Below are 15,974 nucleotides of genomic sequence, written 5' to 3' on the forward strand. Positions count from 1 at the left end.
TTATTCGCCCTGGGCACGCCAGTTGCGCAGGGAGTCGAGCTGGGACAGAAGTTCCGGGATCATCCGATCGACGGTCAGCCAGACCGTATCGATATCCAGGTGAAAATATTGATGCGCAATGCGGTTGCGCATGTCGCGGATGTCTTTCCAGGGAATCTCCGGGTGCTCGACGACGAAATCCGGAAAACGCTCCATGATCTTGGTCGCGCATTCGCCGATCGCCATGATGTTGGCGATCACCGCATCCTGCTTGATCTCATCAAGCCGAAACGCCTCACGATCCAGGCCCGAGACATATCGGGCGGCCTTGCCTCCCGTGACGATCATCCGGTCGAGATAGGCTTCGAGACGCTCTGCACTCATATCGCCAACGCTTCCGCCACGATGCGTTCGCGGATCTTGGGCGGGAAATCCCCCGGAACCTTGACATCCACCGGGACGCCCAGCGCTTCTTCGAGATCTCCCTGAAGCCCGCCGAGCGTGAACAGCGACGTGGTTGGCGACGGATCGACCAGGATATCGAGATCGCTGTCGGGCCGGTCTTCGCCGCGCAGCACTGAACCATAGACGCGAGGATTGGAGACCTGCCGGCGGGCAACGATCTCCCGGATGATATCCCGGTTCTTCTCCAGCACTTCCGACGGTCTCATGGCGGCGTCACTCCTGATATCGCCAATATAAGCGACGGAAGGGGCGGAGGAAAGCAGCGTCCAAGGCCTCAATGTCCCGGCAGCAGCGATTGCAGACGCAGGAGCGCGATCTTTTCCACCTGGGCGGTGGCGGTATCGAACTCCTCTTCGGCCGAGTTGTGGATGCGTTTCTCGAAGGCGGCCAGGATGTCGTCCTTGGTAAGACCCTTGACCGCGATGATGAAAGGGAAGCCGAATTTTTCCATGTAAGCGGTATTGAGCTCGGTAAACCGGGCGTGTTCCTCGGCACTCAACCGATCGAGCCCCGCGCCTGCCTGTTCCTTTTTGCTGTCCTCGGTCAGTTCGCCGGCAATCGCCAGCTTGCCCGCAAGGTCAGGATGGGCGCGCAGCACGCCGAGGCGTTCCTCGCGGCTTGCCTTGCGGAAGATCGAGGTCAGCGCGTCATGCACGCTCTTGGACGTCAGCGGCACCAGCATCAGCCCTGAATCATAGGCCCGCTCGGCGATGAAGGGTGAGTGCTCGAACACACCACCGAACATCGCGATGAAATCCCCGCGCGCGCTCATAGCGCGGCCGCCGGCTTATGGTGTTCGTGCCAGTGTCTGGCGATCTCGATCCGCTGCGGGATCCAGACCTTGTCGTGGCTGAGCACATATTCGATGAAACGCTTCAACGCGGCGGCGCGGCCGGGGCGACCGACGAGGCGGCAGTGGAGGCCGACCGACATCATCTTCGGCGCGCCTTCCCTGCCCTCCTGGTAAAGCACGTCGAAGGCGTCCTTGAGGTAGGTGAAGAACTGGTCGCCGGTGTTGAACCCCTGCGGTGTCGCAAACCGCATGTCGTTGGTCTCCAGCGTATAGGGGATGATCAGGAATGGTTTCCGGTCAAGGCCGGGTACCCAATAGGGTAGATCGTCCGCGTAACTGTCGGAAGAATAGAGAAAACCGCCCTCTTCCATCACCAGTTTCAGCGTGTTGTCGGAGGGCTTGCCCTGGTACATGCCGTAGGGCCGCTCGCCGACCAGCTCGGTATGCAGGCGCACGGCTTCGAGGATGTGTTCGCGCTCCTTTGCCTCCGGGAAATCCTTGTATTCCAGCCAGCGGTAGCCGTGGCTGGCGATTTCCCAACCGGCTTCCTTCATGGCGGCGACCGCTTCCGGATTGCGGGCCATGGCGAGCGTCACGCCATAGACGGTGGTCTGGACCTTGAGTTCGGTAAACATCCGAAACAGCCGCCAGAAGCCTGCGCGCGAGCCGTATTCGTAGATCGATTCCATGTTGAGGTTGCGCTGGCCCGGCCAGGGCGCGGCACCGACGATTTCCGACAGCAGGTTCTCCGAGGCCGGATCGCCGTCCATGATCGAGCTCTCGCCGCCCTCCTCGTAATTGATCACGAACTGCACCGCGACATGGGCGCCGCCCGGCCATTTCGGATCAGGGGTGGAACGGCCGTAGCCGACGAGTTCGCGCGGATAGTCTTTTGCCTGCATGGGTCACCTTCGACGAATGAGGCCGGACGGTAGCGCACCCTTTCCGGCCATGTCGAGATGGAAACGACGCTCAGAGGCCGAGCGCCCGAAGGATCGCGACCGAGGCGACCCCGAGTGCCACGGAAACGAGCATCGGCAGCCGAAGTGCCGCAAAAGCAGTCACCGCGCAGGCCAAGGTTTCAGCAATCCCGGTAGCAAACGCAGTCGGCGCGACGACGGCCATCAGCACGGCGGGCGGAATCGATTCGATCGCCTTGCGGCGGCTGCCTTCGAGCGAGACATGGCGGATGAGCACGAGGCCGCTCAGCCGGGTGAGCGCGGTCGCGGCCGCCATGGCGAGGATGGCTATGAGCGTGGCGAGATCGACAGTCATGGCGTCACCTCGATATCCCGGGACCTGCCGGTCACCAGGGCGGCGGCAAGGCCGGCGATGGCACCGGCAGCGATATACCAGACGCCCGGCACGAAATGCTGGGTGGCAACGGCAGCAGCCCCGCTCGCCAGCAGCACGGCCCCGGTTTCCGGACCTTTCCAGAAGCCCATGACCAGCACGATGAAGACGGCCGGGAAGGCGAAGTCGAGCCCGAGCACCGCCGGATCGCCGAGAAAGGCGCCGAGGGTTGCACCCGCAAGGCCTGAAAACACCCAGGCGAGATAGAAGGGAGCAACGAGGCCGGCGAACCAGGCGGGCGTCAGCCGCGCCACCTTGGCCCGGAACTCCGCCATCGCCCAGATTTCGTCGGCGAGGAACAGCATCGAGAGATAGCGCGCCGGTTGGCCGAAACCCTCCATCCTTGTGCCGAGCGAGGCGCTCATCAGCACGTGGCGGATGTTGACCAAAAGGGCTGCAAACCCAACGCCTGTCCAGGAGGCCGGATGGGTCCAGATATCCATCGCCACGAATTGCGAGCCGCCTGCAAAAACGAGCGCGCTCATCAGCCCCGCCTCGGCCGGCGACAGTCCTTTTGTCGCTGCCACCGCCCCGAAAACAAGGCCGATCGGGATGACCGCGGCGATCAGCGGCGAGATCGCCCGCATGCCGCTGAGGAAGTCTTGCAGTTTCGTATCGTTGTTCATCCAATAACCTTGATCTGACGTCAGAGCACGTCGCTCCCTCACCCGGCCTCCGCTTCGCTCGGCCACCCTCTCCCCGAGGGGAGAGGAGGGAATAGCAAGGGCCCGGCGGGTCTCTTCTCCCCTCGGGGAGAAGGGGCCGGCAGGCGGATGAGGGGGAGGCTTAAGGCGCCCGACATCCACCGTCTTGAACGAAAGTGATCAGCGAGCCCTGTATTGCCCCGGTGTCAGCCCGGTGCGGGCCTTGAAGTGGCGGGTGAAATGGGCCTGGTCGGCAAAACCGCATTCGAGCGCGATCTCGGCCGGCTGGCCGCCTTCCCTCAACCGCTTGCGGGCCGCACGGATGCGGATATCGGTCAGGAAGGAATGCGGGGTGATGTGGAATTCCTTGCGGAACGCGCGGATGAGGTGGGCGCGGCTAAGACCTGCGACGGTTGCGAGTTCCTCCAGCCCGACATCGGACGCAAAATGCTCGGTGAGGTAGTCGCGGGCCTGGCGCACGGCGGTGCGCTCGGTCGAATCGGCCGGCACGATGATCGAACTGCCGTGGCGGCGGAACATTGCGTCGAGTACCAGGAACATCGCCTGGCTGGCTTCGAGCGCGCCGGAGCCTTCCTCCAACGTCCGGTGCGCCTCGTGGAAAGCGTCGGCAAGCGCCTGGTCATGGAGGAGTTGGATGCCGAAGGCGGGCGTGCCCCGGAAGGGTTTGCCGGTGACATCTTCGAGGATTTCGCGGAGCAGTGCGACATCCGGATAGATCATCCGGTAGCGATAACCGCCGCCCCGCGGCGCACCGTCATGTGTCTCGCCCGGATTGATCAGGTAAAGACCGCCTGGCCCAGCGCTTTCGCGGCTGCCCTTGATGGTGCAGACCTGCATGCCTTGCTCGATCGCACCGATGCTGAACGTGTCATGCGCATGCGGCGCAAATTCGTGGGTGAGGAACGTCGCGCGCAGGCATTCCATGCCGCCGAAGCGATCGTCGCGCCAGAAACGGGTCACCTCTGCCGGCATCAGCGGCATGTGATCGGTGGCCTGTTCCTGCGAGATATTCTCCATGGGGAGAATATAGCAGATGAGAGAGCGGTTGCTCTTGAACAAAAGTGCGCCGCCGGCACCCAAAATCTCAGGCGATCTTGCGCGCCGCCACTCGTCCCATCGGGTGCAGTGAGTGCACCTGGAAGGGCGCGCCGGGCTCCTCCTCGATGAACAGCGCCAGGTTGGTGATCTCGACCGGCTTTTTCAGATAGGGCTCGAAATAATCGCGCAGCGCAGCTTCGAAACGCGGCATCTCGACCGGCGACAGCGGGCCGGTCAGGGTCATGTGGAAACGAAACTCGTCCATCACGTAAGGATGGCCCCAGCGATACAGGTTGGCGAATTGCGGCGCCGAGAGATCGCCTGAATCGCTGCGCTCCAGCTCGGCTTCCGACAGCGGCGTGCGGAAATTGTCAAACTCCTGGACGACGGAAGCGGCGAGGAACCGGGCGGTATCGCACGGGACGATCGGCGCAAGGCCGAAGAAATTGCCGAGCCGGACGACTTCGAGCTTTGGCAGTTCGAACGGGCTGTGGGTACCAGCAAAGCGCATCAGATGGCGCAGCAGCATCGGTTCGGTGACGTCGGGCGCCAGCCGGAACGGCGCCTTCAGCGTCGCATGGAAACCGTAGCGACGCGGCAGCGCGGTATTGAAGGCGATGTCATGTATGCCGATGCCGCGGATCGCCGGCGGCTCCATCGCCTCGCCCGAAAAGGCATTGCGACCGAGCCACTGGGCCGCGGCAAGCGTCAGCGGATCATGCGCCGGAGGCGTGAAATGAATGGCATAGCGCATGCGTCACCTTCTGAACGTCCTTTTCAGCAACCCCGTGTTTTACGCATTGCTCAACAATCCCTGCCCTGGGGGTTAAGTGATTTGCGTGACAGAATAACGACGCGAAGGAGTGAAAGTTCGCGTTTAACGCGAGGCGACGGCAAGGTGATTGGCGAGCGTGAACGACGCTGGAAGCCGCATTTCCCGGCCGTTCAGGGCGTTGAGGGCCGCATCGGCCAACCTGTGCGCGATACCGAAACTCACCTTGAAACCACCTGTGAGCGCGATCACTCGGGCGTGATCGGGGTGCGCGCCGACCATTGGATCGCGATCGATCGCCTTCGGCCGCAATCCCGCCCAGCGTTCGATGACTGGGGCCTGGGCCAGGGCCGGCACCAGCGCCCGGGCGCGCGCGATCAGCTCGTCCAGCTGGGAATCGGTCGAGGACGGGTCGTCGAATACATCCTCGCTGGTGCTGCCGACCGCGACGTGACCGCCCTCATGGGCGACCACATAAAGGCCGTTCAGGAAGATCACCGGCAAGGCGGGGTCGATATCGGCCTTGAGGAGCGCTGCCTGCCCCTTGACCGCCTGGCCGATCGGGCGCTTCAGCGGCGTTGAAATGCCATGGAGCAGCGAAAAAGACCCGTGGCCGGCCGAGACGATACAGTGGCCGAAGGCGACGGTCTCGCCGGTGCGGAATATAATCCTACTTCCTGCGGGGTCGATCGCCTCCGCCTCCAGGCCTTCGACGATCCGAACATTGCTGGCCGTCCGCAGATAAGCGACAAGCGCCGAGACGAGGCCGCGCGGCGAAACCCGGGCGGCAAACGTGTCATGCACCAGTCCGGCACCCGCGAAGGAGGCATCCGGCCACCCTTTTTGCGGGGGGCGGTCAAGCACATGCCAATGGAAACGGCGGTCGCCGCGCCGCCAGCAGGCTTCCGCATCGGCCGAGTGCCCGAGCGCGATCTTCCGTAAGTGCGGCTTCGGCAGCGGGATCAGCCGGCCGGAGCGGCGGTAGCCGCAGGTGACGCCGGTCTCGGCTTCGAGCTCGGTGATCTCGTCTTCCAGCGACAGAAGCGCATCGAACTGGAACTGTTTCTTGTCGTTCCACTTGTCGGGCATGTGCGGCATGAGGGCGCCGAGCAGCCCGCCGCTCGCCCCCTGCCCCAGCGGGCCAGCATCGACAAGCAGGGTAGTGATACCGAGCCGCTCCGCCTTGACCGCCGCCCAGAGGCCCATGATGCCGCCGCCAAGGATGACGAGATCGGCGGATGGCGGCAGGACATGAGATTGACCGCCGGAGCCGGCAGGATTATCCGCATGTCCCATGAGCGACCGTGATCCTGAAATTCGTGTGACCGAAAGCCAGACCTTGGACTGGCATGACGGCGATATGCCCTATTCGCAAAAGTTTGGCGATCACTTTTATTGCCGCACCGACGGTCGGCTGGAATGTGGCCACACGTTTCTGGCCGGCAATGGCCTGCCGGAGCGCTGGGGCCTGCCGGAGCGCTGGGAAGGGCAACGGACTTTCCGGATCGGCGAACTCGGCTTCGGCACCGGGTTGAACTTCTGCGAGACCTGGCGGCAGTGGAAGCTTGTCCGTCCCACGGGCGCGAAGCTTCATTTCACTTCGTTCGAGCTTTACCCGATGCAGCGCGACGAGATCGACCGGGCGCTAGCCCGCTGGCCGGAGATCGATGCGGAACGGCAGGCGCTGATCGAGGCCTGGCCGGACAGGCCCGCCGGCCACGTCGTGATCGACGCTGACGCCGAGACCCGGTTGACGGTCGTCTGCGGACCCGCGCTCGAAGGCGTCTCCGTAGCGAAGGCCGATTTCGACGCCTGGTTCCTCGACGGTTTTGCACCGGCGCGCAATCCGGACATGTGGTCGCCGGAAATCATGCAGGCGATCTACGACAAGACCTTATCCGGCGGCACGTTCGGCACCTATGCGGCCGCCGGCTTCGTACGGAGGAACCTGCAGGCCGCCGGTTTCACGGTCGAGCGGCGGCCGGGCTTTGCTGGCAAGCGCGAGATGTTGTGCGGCACCAAACCGGCGCCCTGATCGGCTCAGCCCAACGCAAAACAGCCGGCCCTGAGACCGGCTGCCATCCATCATGTCGCGCGCCACCTATTGGCAGACGCGCAGGCTTTCCATGTGCCAGCCGCCGTCATAGGCGTTGCGCACGCGGCGGTCCTCGAACCAGCAGCGCGGCCGGGGCGGTGGTGGCGGGTCGATGTAGCGCGGCCCGCCGTCATTGGCGAGAGCGCCGCCGATCAGGCCGCCTATGACGCCGGCCGCAAGGCCCCCGGCGATTATGGCGCCGTCGTTGTTACGATGTCTGCGCGGCGGAGGCGGAGGACCACGGCGATCGTATCGGTCGTATCGATCGTATCGATCGTATCGGTCATAGTGTCTGTCCCATTGCTGGGCCGCAGCTTCACCGGCGGGTACCACGATGCTGGTGCAGGTGGCCGCCAGGATCAGCGCCGAGACAATTATCTTCTTCATCACAAGCGTCTCCGTTTCCACCGAGCGCGCCTGCGAGCGGCAGGAAAAAGCCCGATATTCCGGGACAATGCACATGGCCTGCTTAATGGTATCTGAACGGAAAAGCCGCGCGCGGGAGAAAGCCTGTGACAGGATCGACCGGCTCTGCGGAAGCGGGGCCGCCGCGCGAGGTCTCGCTTCGCCCCAACCAGCGGCGGACCTGGTTGTCGCTCCATAGCGGCGAAACGCGCGCATGCCGCTCCCGATCGAGCGCGAACCGCCTCTACCCCCATCCCCAGAATTACAAAACACGTACCAGCCAGTACTTCTCGTCATTCATTGTTGGGCCCTCCCGTTCGCGTATCGCCTTCATACTTTTGCGGGAAATTTGTTTCCGCATGCACGGGATCGGAGCATTAGATGAACTTCATAGACTCCCACCATATTCATATCCTCGGCGGTCAATATGCCGTATCCGCCGATCCCGATATGATTCTGATGACCGTTCTCGGCTCCTGCGTCTCGGCCTGCATCTATGATACGGTTACCAATATCGGAGGGATGAACCATTTTATCCTGCCGACGTGCGGCGGACTGGATATCGCCGAACGCCCGGAACGTTATGGCGATCTGGCCATGCGCACGCTGGTCGACGATCTCTACGGTTTCGGTGCCGAACGCCGAAATCTCAGGGCCAAGCTCTTTGGCGGCCGCACGCGAAAGTCGAGCGGCTACGATCCGGGATCTCTCAATTCCGCATTCGCCAGACGGTTCCTTCTGGAGGAGGGCATCAAGCTTGTCGACACCAGCCTCGGCGAGGATCTGGCGCGCTGGATCACATTTCAACCGACGACAGGCAAGGTGCAGATGAGGATTACCGACACCATGCCCGCTCCCTCGGTTGCAGGGGCGGCGCGTGAGAGGCGATATTGAAAGGGTTGGATACGTCCTGCCCGCTCAGTTCGAAACGGAACTCACGATCGCACCGCCGAGCCAGTTGCGGACCTTGGCTTCCAGTGCCTCCGGGCTAATCGGCTTGGAAAGATAATCATCCATGCCCACCTGGAAGCAGAGTTCGCGGTCGCTTTCGAGCGCATGCGCCGTGACGCCGATGATCGGGGTGTGGGTTCCCGTCTCCTGTTCGAGCTCGCGGATCTTCTGGGTTGCCTGATGCCCGTTCATGATCGGCATCGAGACGTCCATGATGATCACCGCGGGATCGTGCTTTTTCCACGCCTCGACCGCTTCCGCACCGTTCTTGACGATCTGGAACAGCCAGCCGGTAGTCTGCAGGATCTGGGTGAAGACGATCTGGTTGACCTCGTTGTCCTCGGCGACCAGCACGTCGAGCGTCGGCGCCGCCTGCATGGGCGGCGTGGAGACCGGCGCCGCCGGCTGTTCGGCAATCACCGGCGTCGAAGAAACCAGCGTGGGTGCGGCAACCGGCGCGAGCGTCCGCACCGTGGCCTGAGGGCGAGCAGCCGCCTGCCCCGCTTCGACCGCCCGCCGCTTGGTGCGGATCGAGCGGACGACGTCGATGATCGTGCTGCGCAGCAGATTGGCGCGCGCCGGCTTCATCAGATGGGCCTGGACGTTGAGGGCGGCAAACATGCTGTCGTCGCCGGCCATGTCCATGGACGTCAGGAAGACCACGCCGGTGCCGTCGAAGCGTGCGTCGCGCCTGAGGTGCTTTGCGAAATCGAGCCCGTTCATCTCGGGCATGTGGTAGTCGAGCACGATGGCGTCGACGGTGACGCCGATGCGGGCGGCTTCGTTGAGGATCGCCAGACCCTCGGCGCCGCTCTCGGCTGCGACCGTATCGAAGCCCCACATGGTGAGCTGCTCGTTGAGGATACGGCGGTTGACGGCATTGTCGTCGACGACGAGGATGCGGGCGCCGCTCGTATTGATCGGTAGGCTGGTGAGCACATTGCGTTCGCTGACCACCTCGAACGGCAGATGCACGGTGAAGACCGAACCGCGTCCGACTTCGCTGGTCACGTCGATATAGCCGCCGAAGAGCTCGGTGAGACCTGCGGTGATCGCCAGTCCGAGACCGGTGCCTTCGTGGCGGCGCGTCGAGGACGTATCGACCTGCGAGAATTTCTCGAAGACCGATTTCAGTTTCTCTTCGGGAATGCCGAGCCCGGTATCCTCGATGCGAATCGACAGCATCATCTCGCCGGGGCCTTTTGCCTCCGACCTCAGGTCGATGAAGACATGCCCCTTTTCGGTGAATTTTACCGCGTTGCCGACGAGATTGGTGATGATCTGGCGGAAACGCCCCGCGTCGCCCATCACCGTCTCGCGGATCGAGACGTCGCCGCGCACGATGAGCTCGATATCCTTCTCGGCGGCCGATGACGACAAAAGCGTCGCCACGTCCTCGATCGCCTCGACCGGGTCGAACGGCGCCTTGCGCAACGTCATCTGCCCGGCATCGATCTTGGAGAAGTCGAGAATGTCGTTGATGATCGTCAGGAGCGCGTTGCCCGACTTGACGATGATGTCGATGAAAGTTTTCTGGCGGGTGTCGAGATTGGACTTGGCAAGCAGCTCCGCCATGCCGAGCACGCCGTTCATCGGCGTGCGGATCTCGTGGCTCATGTTGGCGAGGAATTCCGACTTCGCGCGGTCGGCGGCCTCGGCGCGGTGCAGGAGGCGGGTCAGTTCCTCCTCGCGGCTCTTCATTTCGGTGACGTCGGTGAACACCGCCAGCCAATGGTCGCTGCCGGTAAGCTTGGCCTCGACATGGATCCACTTGCGGCCGTCGACGCGGAAAGCGGCAAACACCGGCTTGCCGGCTGCTACATTGTCTTCCCAGGCCTTGAGGGTCGCGGCCGCCTCCTCGGGCGTGCCGAGATCGCCGCGCTCGACGCAATGGCGGAAGAGATCGCGCCACAGGCCTCCGGCGCGCACCATCTCGGCCGACATGTCGAGCATGGCCGGCAGCGCGTCGTTGGAGAAGATGATCTCGCCGTCATGCAGGATGAGCAACCCTTGAGACATCGCGCTCGTCGCGTCGCGCATCAGCGCGCCGTGAGTTTCAAGCGCGGCACGGGCTTCCTGGATTTCCTGCTCGCGCTTGCGCACGGCCGTAATGTCCATGTAGCTCAGCAGGATCTTACCGCCGGAAAGCTGGGTGCCGGAGATGACGATCACCAGACCGGTGCGGCTTTTCACCTCGATCGGCGGCCGCTCCTGGCCATCGGTCAAGGCGGCGATGCGCTCCTGGTAGATTTCCTCGAAGCTGCTCGTCGAGCCGTTATAGATGCCGTGGTCGAAATTGACCTTCAGGAAGTCCCGGTAGGAGCGCCCGGGCAGATCGAACTGCTCTCCGGCATCCCAGAAGGAATAAAAGGCCGGGTTGGCGTATTCGAACAGGAACTGATCGTCGAGGATCGCCACGCCGACGGGCATGGTGTGCAGGATCGTCTGAAGATCCTTGCCCATCTTCTCCGCCTTGTTCTGCGCCTCCTTGATGCGAGAGACGTCCATGCGCGAGCCGACGAGGTTGTGGGCGCCGTCATTGGTGGTCACCCGGCGCAGGTGCGTGATGACCGGGACAACTGTTCCGTCGGGAAAGGTGATGTCCTCCGACTTCTCGATGTCCTCGCCTGTCATCACCCGGTCATTCTCGACACGGAAACGATCGGCCGCGTCGGGGAACATTTCCATTTCGGTCTTGCCGAGAAAATGGCTCCTGGGCTTGCCGAGCATCGCCTCGTAGGCGGCATTGGCATAGGTGAGCTGGCGGTCGCTGTTGCGCACGAACACTGGCACCGGCAGGTCTTCGAGGACCGCGCGGAACAGGTCCGTCTCCGAGACATGGGTGCGCAGGAGCATTTCCTGCTCCTTGAATTCGGTCACGTCGTGGCGGATGGCGATCAGCAGGCCGTTTTCGAGGCGCTTGTTGATGCTCCGCAGCCAGCGCCCGTCGGAAAGCTGGTCGGTGCTTTCGGAATAGGGAAGCTCGAACGGCTTCATCCGCTCGGCGATCCATGCGTCCTTGCTCGGCGCATCGGGACCGAAACTCGCCGGCGACACGCGCTGGCGGCGATCATAGGCAAATCCAAGGATATCCTGGAGGGTGATCCCCGGCTGGATATCGATCGAGATCGACGCAAAATGGTTGATGAGTTGGGAGTTGCAGTAGAGCAGGACGTTATGCTTGTCGTAGATGCCGATGCCCATTTCGAGCATGTCGAGGGCATCGTCGAGAAGCGCATTGTTGAACGGCGAGAACGGCGCGATGGGCCTTGTAGCGGTGATCGAGGTGCCGGCAACCGAGGTGACCAGCTTCGGTTCGAACCCGGCATCAATGCCCGGAACCGCCGCGAACGTGCCGAACAGATAGGTGTGGTCGTCTTCCGTGAGGAAACGCTCGATGTGGATCTCATGGCGGACGACGCCCGAGCGGTCGAAACAGAGCGCCGTCTCGTCGGTGCCGAAGACGATCGCCCGGCATTCCTTTTCCTTGCGGTCGGCATCTTCCGGCGCGCCTGCAAGGCCGCGGCTGGTATTGCCGGCAAAATCGCTCGGATGCATGCCGAAAAGGCGCGCATAGGCGGCGTTCACCGCCACGTAGATGAGGGCGCTGTCCTTGATGAAGGCGGGCTCGGCGAGATCGTTGATCCGCTCGCACGCCGTTTTCAAGAGTTCGCTTTCCGTGTCCACCTTCCCCCGCTCCTTCGTGCCGGCCGATATCCGGCTCGATTCGTTTGTCTCCCAATCGACTGATAACACCATAGCGAGTGTTAATATCGTGTTGTTGAAACGGTACGACTTATCATCTTTGGCATTTGTCAATCGGAAGCCAGGGCCTCCCGTCGAAAATACAGCCTCAGGTCGAGTACCGGTGTTGGCCGCCCGCGACGCGGATGAAGCTGTCGCGGATCGATCGGGAAGGAGAATCGAAGGCTTGGCCGGATTTGCACCGCCAAATCTTTGCCATGAGATTGCCACGATCTCGCCACGATCTCCATTAGCGATTGCTCAGGCTTGGCGAAAATCAACCGAAAGCGGCATGAAGCTGAACGTCCGTTCAGACTATCGGGAAATCGTCTTCATCAATCCGCCGCCTTTGCGCGCCACGATTTCTGCACCCCTTGAGGACAAAAAGGGAAAGGAAAAAACATGTCGGCACTGAAGAAGACGATATCACTCGGCCTCGTCGCACTGTCCGTAGCGGGCGCCCTGACGGTGACCGCTCCTGCGGCTGAAGCCCGCGACCGCCATCGCGACGTCTGGCCGGGCGTGGCGGCTGGACTTGCCGGCGGCATCATCGGCGGCGCGATCGTCGCCGGATCGCAGCGGCCGGCCTATGCCGAGCCTGAATATGTGGAGCCGGAATACGACTATGCTCCCCCGCCCCCGCCGCCCGTTTATTACCGCCGCGCCTATTACCGCGACTACCCGCCGGTCTGCGAGCTCGAATGGCGTCGCAACCGCTACGGCGAACCCTATCGCGTCGAAGTCTGCTCGCGCTGATCCGCAAGGCTGATCGCATATCCTGAAGGGCCTGTTTCCGCCGCCGGCGGAGGCAGGCTTTTTGCTGTGGTGGAGACATTCTGAGCGCCGTTGCAGCCGCAGCCGGGAAGCCGCTCCATTTCGCGATTGCGAAACATCTGCTTGACTTTTGCCCGGAAAACCACCAAATGCGCTTCAGCTTTCACCTTCCGGCCGCCGCGTGAGTTGGCCCCGCGTCATTAAAGACACCGCGAAGAAGGAACAAGGCGCACAGATAGATCGCCCTCGATCCCGGAGGGTTTAAGCGCTGGAGAGCAATTTCCAACTTGCAAGTTCCCACTTCACGCGGGGTTCTTGACGCCAAAGGCAGACCGGACGGCATGGTGCCAGTCCGGCGATACGCTTTTGGCGCCCCGAAAAGGTATTCGACTTGACGAATTTCCACGAGCTTGGTCTGTCCAAGCAGACCGTAGCCACTCTTTTTGCGCTCGGTTACGAAACGCCGACCCCTATCCAGGCCCAGGCCATCCCCCAGCTTCTCGAAGGCCGCGACATGGTCGGCCTTGCCCAGACCGGCACCGGCAAGACCGCCGCATTCGGTCTCCCGATCATCGAAATGCTTGCCAAGGACCCGAAGCGTCCTGACAACCGCACCACCCGTACGCTCATCCTCGCTCCGACCCGCGAACTGGTCAACCAGATCGCCGCCAGCCTGAAGAGCTACGTGCGCGGCACGCCGATGAAGATCAACGCCGTCGTTGGCGGCGCCTCTATCAACAAGCAGCAGCTGCAGCTCGAAAAGGGCACCGACATTCTCGTCGCCACCCCGGGCCGCCTGCTTGACCTGATCGCCCGCCGTGCCATCGGCCTGACCGCGGTTCGTTACCTCGTTCTCGACGAAGCCGACCAGATGCTCGATCTCGGCTTCATCCACGATCTGCGCAAGATTTCCAAGATGGTGCCGAACAAGCGCCAGACCCTGCTCTTCTCGGCCACCATGCCGAAGGCGATCGCAGATCTTGCCTCCGACTTCCTCAAGGATCCGGTTCAGGTCTCGGTCACGCCTCCGGGCAAGGCTGCCGACAAGGTCGAACAGTTCGTCCACTTCGTGGTCGGCAAGAACGACAAGACGGACCTTCTGAAGAAGTCGCTCGAAGAAAACCCCACCGGCCGCGCCATGGTCTTCCTGCGCACCAAGCACGGCGCCGAGAAGCTCTCCAAGCATCTCGAGCATATCGGCTTCAAGGTCGCCTCGATCCACGGCAACAAGAGCCAGGGCCAGCGCGAACGCGCCCTCAAGGCCTTCCGCGACAATGAGATCCGCGTTCTGGTCGCCACCGACGTTGCTGCCCGCGGCATCGACATTCCCGGCGTTACCCACGTCTTCAACTACGATCTCCCGGAAGTACCGGACGCCTATGTTCACCGCATTGGCCGTACCGCACGTGCCGGTCGTGACGGCATCGCGATCGCCTTCTGCGCTCCCGACGAAGCGCGTCTGCTGCGCGACATTGAGCGCCTGATGAACATCGAGATCACCACCGCATCCGGCGAACGCCCCGAAGGCGGCCGCCAGCCACGCGGCGGAGCCGGCAACAACAACCGTGGCGGCGCGGCCAAAAGCGGCCGTGGCGGCAACGGCCAGGCACGCGGCAACGGCGAAGGCCGTCCCGAGCGCCGCGAACGTCCGGCCCGCAAGCCGTTCTTCGCAGCAGAAGGCGCCGAGGGCGGTGATCGTCCCCAGCGTCCGGCTCGTCCCCATGGTGATCGCCCGCAGCGCGACAACCGTCGCAACGACGATTTCCGCGGCCAGCGCCGCGGTGAGGACGCTCCGCGCCCGGAAGTCGACAACGACCTGACGACCACGTCGGATTTCCGCCCGGCCAAGAAGCAGTTCGGTCCCCAGAACGGCGAAGGCCGTCCGGCACGCACCGAGCCCCGCAAGGAACATCGCAAGGGCGGCAATGGGGCTCAGAACCCCCATGCCGCACACGGCGCCCATGAGCCCGCTGCCCAGCGCAACAACCGCGGCCCGCGCGTCGAAGCCGCCCGGCCCGCCGCTGGCGGCAACGGAGGCCCGGTAAAGTTCGGCAACGACAACCGCTCCGGCCAGCAGGGCCGCACACGCCGCCCGGCGTAACGGCAACCCTGTATAGGGAAACAAAGCAAAGAGGCCGCTCGCGCGGCCTCTTTTTTTGTCATTTGACCGCCGCGTTTCCTCCGTCCGCATAGAGCGCGGACCCTGCCACGAAGCTCGCCATCGGGCTTGCCAGGAAAAGTGCGGCCCGGGCGATTTCTTCAGGCTGAGCGATGCGCTTGAGGGCATGCAGGCCTGCGGCCCATTCCTTTTGCGCCGCGTCGCCCGCCATCGGGGTGTCCGTACCGCCCGGCAGCAGCGCATTGGCGCGTATGCCGCGCGCTCCGTAGTCGGCGGTAATCCCTTTCACCAGACCCATGATCCCGGCCTTCGATGCGCCATAGGTCCCCATGCCGGGGATGCCGACGCTGGTGCCGACGAAGGTAGAGGTGAAGATGATCGACCCGCCGCCGCGCTCGAGCATGGCCGGGATCTGCAAACGGGCGCCGAGGAAGGCGCTCGTGAGGTTCATGGCCAGGGTATGCTGCCACTCCTCCAGCGTCACCTCACCTAACGGCTTGTAGGGCCCGACCGTACCGGCATTGTTGAGGGCGATGTCGAGACCGCCGAACCGGCCAAGCGCCGCTTCGAGCAATGCCCGATGGGTTTCCTCGTCCGCGACATCGCCTGCCACGGCGACCGCACGGCCGCCGGCCGCCTCGATCTCGGAAACAAGCTTCTGCAATTCCGCCTCGCCTCGCGCATTGGCTACGACGGCAGCCCCTTCCCGGGCGAAGAGAAGGGCCGCGGCCCGGCCGATGCCGCTTGATGCGCCGGTAACGATGGCCACTTTGTCGGTTAGCATGATGTACCTCCTGTTGGTTACATCCGCTGTCTAAGGC

General features: G+C 63.2%; 17 protein-coding genes. 5 read left to right on the forward strand and 12 right to left on the reverse strand.

Features of this window, described 5'->3' with window-relative positions; genetic code table 11:
* The 9 genes from C5J22_RS08095 to C5J22_RS08135 form a co-directional block, all read right to left on the reverse strand.
* Nucleotides 1-363, reverse strand: a complete 363-nt coding sequence (locus tag C5J22_RS08095; protein WP_105437843.1) for a DUF86 domain-containing protein — start codon at nt 361-363, stop codon at nt 1-3.
* Entirely contained in the window at nt 360-650 is a 291-nt protein-coding gene (locus C5J22_RS08100; RefSeq protein WP_046666640.1) for a nucleotidyltransferase family protein, read from the reverse strand. Before C5J22_RS08100 ends, C5J22_RS08095 begins: the two co-directional genes overlap by 4 nt.
* Nucleotides 651-718: 68 nt before the next feature.
* A complete protein-coding gene (uraD, locus tag C5J22_RS08105; protein ID WP_105437844.1) occupies nt 719-1,216 on the reverse strand; it encodes a 2-oxo-4-hydroxy-4-carboxy-5-ureidoimidazoline decarboxylase in 498 nt (165 codons plus the stop codon).
* Complete coding sequence (puuE, locus tag C5J22_RS08110) at nt 1,213-2,139, reverse strand: allantoinase PuuE (RefSeq protein ID WP_105437845.1); 927 nt, start codon at nt 2,137-2,139, stop codon at nt 1,213-1,215. Before puuE ends, uraD begins: the two co-directional genes overlap by 4 nt.
* A gap of 70 nt (nt 2,140-2,209) precedes the next feature.
* Nucleotides 2,210-2,512 (reverse strand): AzlD family protein, encoded by a 303-nt coding sequence (locus tag C5J22_RS08115; protein ID WP_105427364.1) that lies wholly within the window; start codon nt 2,510-2,512, stop codon nt 2,210-2,212.
* Entirely contained in the window at nt 2,509-3,216 is a 708-nt protein-coding gene (locus C5J22_RS08120; RefSeq protein WP_105437846.1) for an AzlC family ABC transporter permease, read from the reverse strand. The genes C5J22_RS08115 and C5J22_RS08120 overlap by 4 nt, the downstream gene beginning before the upstream one ends.
* A 198-nt stretch (nt 3,217-3,414) precedes the next feature.
* The gene (locus C5J22_RS08125; protein WP_105416541.1) at nt 3,415-4,272 is read right to left on the reverse strand and encodes an AraC family transcriptional regulator; all 858 of its coding nucleotides are present in this window, start codon (nt 4,270-4,272) and stop codon (nt 3,415-3,417) included.
* Nucleotides 4,273-4,339: 67 nt separating this feature from the next.
* Entirely contained in the window at nt 4,340-5,047 is a 708-nt protein-coding gene (locus C5J22_RS08130; protein WP_105437847.1) for a DUF1045 domain-containing protein, read from the reverse strand.
* A gap of 123 nt (nt 5,048-5,170) precedes the next feature.
* Complete coding sequence (locus tag C5J22_RS08135; RefSeq protein WP_105437848.1) at nt 5,171-6,361, reverse strand: FAD-binding oxidoreductase; 1,191 nt, start codon at nt 6,359-6,361, stop codon at nt 5,171-5,173.
* Between C5J22_RS08135 and mnmD the strand changes: the two genes are divergently transcribed.
* On the forward strand, nt 6,360-7,100 hold the full coding sequence (mnmD, locus tag C5J22_RS08140) for a tRNA (5-methylaminomethyl-2-thiouridine)(34)-methyltransferase MnmD (RefSeq protein WP_105437849.1): 741 nt from the start codon (nt 6,360-6,362) through the stop codon (nt 7,098-7,100). The genes C5J22_RS08135 and mnmD overlap by 2 nt on opposite strands.
* 66 nt (nt 7,101-7,166) lie before the next feature.
* Here mnmD and C5J22_RS08145 read toward each other — a convergent pair whose 3' ends face one another.
* Nucleotides 7,167-7,547 (reverse strand): hypothetical protein, encoded by a 381-nt coding sequence (locus tag C5J22_RS08145; protein WP_172746566.1) that lies wholly within the window; start codon nt 7,545-7,547, stop codon nt 7,167-7,169.
* Between the two features lie 399 nt (nt 7,548-7,946).
* Here C5J22_RS08145 and C5J22_RS08150 point away from each other — a divergent pair, with 399 nt between their 5' ends.
* Complete coding sequence (locus C5J22_RS08150) at nt 7,947-8,459, forward strand: chemotaxis protein CheD (RefSeq protein WP_105437851.1); 513 nt, start codon at nt 7,947-7,949, stop codon at nt 8,457-8,459.
* Nucleotides 8,460-8,483: 24 nt separating this feature from the next.
* Here C5J22_RS08150 and C5J22_RS08155 read toward each other — a convergent pair whose 3' ends face one another.
* Nucleotides 8,484-12,203 carry a response regulator gene (locus C5J22_RS08155; protein ID WP_105438116.1) on the reverse strand — a complete coding sequence of 1,240 codons (3,720 nt, stop codon included), beginning with the start codon at nt 12,201-12,203 and terminating at the stop codon, nt 8,484-8,486.
* Between C5J22_RS08155 and C5J22_RS31090 the strand changes: the two genes are divergently transcribed.
* The 3 genes from C5J22_RS31090 to C5J22_RS08165 all read left to right on the forward strand — a co-directional run bounded on the left by C5J22_RS31090 (nt 12,196) and on the right by C5J22_RS08165 (nt 15,135).
* Nucleotides 12,196-12,675: a hypothetical protein gene (locus C5J22_RS31090; protein ID WP_172746567.1), complete on the forward strand. Its 480-nt coding sequence runs from the start codon at nt 12,196-12,198 to the stop codon at nt 12,673-12,675. The two genes, C5J22_RS08155 and C5J22_RS31090, sit on opposite strands and share 8 nt — an antisense overlap.
* Complete coding sequence (locus C5J22_RS08160; protein ID WP_046631445.1) at nt 12,663-13,016, forward strand: hypothetical protein; 354 nt, start codon at nt 12,663-12,665, stop codon at nt 13,014-13,016. Before C5J22_RS31090 ends, C5J22_RS08160 begins: the two co-directional genes overlap by 13 nt.
* A 409-nt stretch (nt 13,017-13,425) precedes the next feature.
* Nucleotides 13,426-15,135: a DEAD/DEAH box helicase gene (locus C5J22_RS08165; RefSeq protein WP_105437852.1), complete on the forward strand. Its 1,710-nt coding sequence runs from the start codon at nt 13,426-13,428 to the stop codon at nt 15,133-15,135.
* 58 nt (nt 15,136-15,193) lie between these two features.
* Here the strand turns inward: C5J22_RS08165 and C5J22_RS08170 are convergent, their stop codons facing one another.
* Nucleotides 15,194-15,937 (reverse strand): SDR family oxidoreductase, encoded by a 744-nt coding sequence (locus C5J22_RS08170; protein ID WP_105437853.1) that lies wholly within the window; start codon nt 15,935-15,937, stop codon nt 15,194-15,196.
* Between the last annotated feature and the right edge of the window lie 37 nt (nt 15,938-15,974).

The sequence above is a fragment of the Neorhizobium sp. T25_13 genome (genome assembly GCF_002968675.1).
In the GTDB taxonomy this organism is placed as follows: domain Bacteria; phylum Pseudomonadota; class Alphaproteobacteria; order Rhizobiales; family Rhizobiaceae; genus Neorhizobium; species Neorhizobium tomejilense.